The sequence below is a fragment of the Pseudotamlana agarivorans genome (assembly GCF_001642835.1).
In the GTDB taxonomy this organism is placed as follows: Bacteria; Bacteroidota; Bacteroidia; order Flavobacteriales; family Flavobacteriaceae; genus Pseudotamlana; species Pseudotamlana agarivorans.
Map to the genome: position 1 here is coordinate 1 of NZ_LXEI01000050.1, position 1,094 is coordinate 1,094.

Annotated in this window: 1 protein-coding gene and 1 pseudogene; one reads left to right on the top strand and one right to left on the bottom strand. The window is 33.4% G+C overall.

What is annotated here, in order from left to right; all coding sequences use genetic code 11:
- Positions 1 to 207: 207 nt before the first annotated feature.
- Positions 208 to 852, top strand: coding sequence for an N-acetylmuramoyl-L-alanine amidase family protein (locus A6I66_RS16400; RefSeq protein WP_067151972.1), 645 nt, complete (start codon positions 208 to 210; stop codon positions 850 to 852).
- Positions 853 to 895: 43 nt separating this feature from the next.
- Here the strand turns inward: A6I66_RS16400 and A6I66_RS16405 are convergent.
- Positions 896 to 1,094 (bottom strand): annotated as a pseudogene (locus tag A6I66_RS16405) (ATPase); the annotation flags it as partial.

Here is a 1,094-nt window from a genome sequence, read left to right on the forward strand (position 1 = left end):
AAAAACGTGAGATACATTGATTTTTTCATGTTAAAAAAGGTTTTAAATTATTACTGATTTCTCTTTATGAAAATTACAATATATTTGTTTTTAAAACACTGATTTACAATGTTTTATGTTAATAATATTTTTTAATCCTGTTTGATTTTAATTGCAAACAAATAGCCTCAATCCTTATGACTTTTCCTTCTAAAAAATCTAAAAATCATGAAAGTAACTTTCAAAAACAGGCTCCAAAACGTCATTTTTCTTCTAGTGATACTAAAAACTTGTCTGTGTTTTAGTCAAATCATAGCTCCTAAAAAAACCATTGTAATTGACCCTGGTCATGGCGGAATGGATCCTGGCGCTCTTGGTGTTTTTAATGTTCGAGAAAAAGATGTGGTGTTGAATTTGGCTAAAGAGATTGTACAGCTGAATAAAAGTGTATTGGATAGTCGGTTTGAGATACACCTCACACGACACAACGACACTTTAATTGCATTAAAAGACAGAAGTCAGTTCTCCAAAAGATTAAAGGCTGATGTTTTTTTGTCCCTACATTGCAATGCTGCTGTTAATTTTGCTTACGGGATGGAAGCTTTCGTTTGGGAAAAGGCTTCTGTGAATGGGAATTATCCCATGAAACTTGCATCATCGTTATTAAAGGAAGTTAATGTCAACTTAGGTTTTAAAAATCGTGGTGTAAAATACAGTAATTTTCAAGTGCTTAGAGATACTGCTCCTTTTTGCACTTCTGTACTACTGGAGATTGGTTTTATTACCCATGATGAAGAAGCAGCTTATTTCCTTAGAAGTAAAAATACCAGGGCCATGGCTTTGGCTATTTTAATGGGGTTATTAAAAAGTTGATTTAAAAACTCAATGCATTGTTTATCAAAGGAAGATCCTCGATTTACTTCCGTTTATCTCCAGTATTCTTATCAAAAGCGACTAAATTAAAAACCTCGCGCATACGCGAACGCACCCGTTTGCCGTAACGTTCTTCCAACTCTTGAGCATTCAAATTTGTGGTTACATGAGTTTTTAACTTAGTTGAAATAAACAGATCATAACGCGAGAGAATGATTTCTCCCATAACATTACAGTCTTTA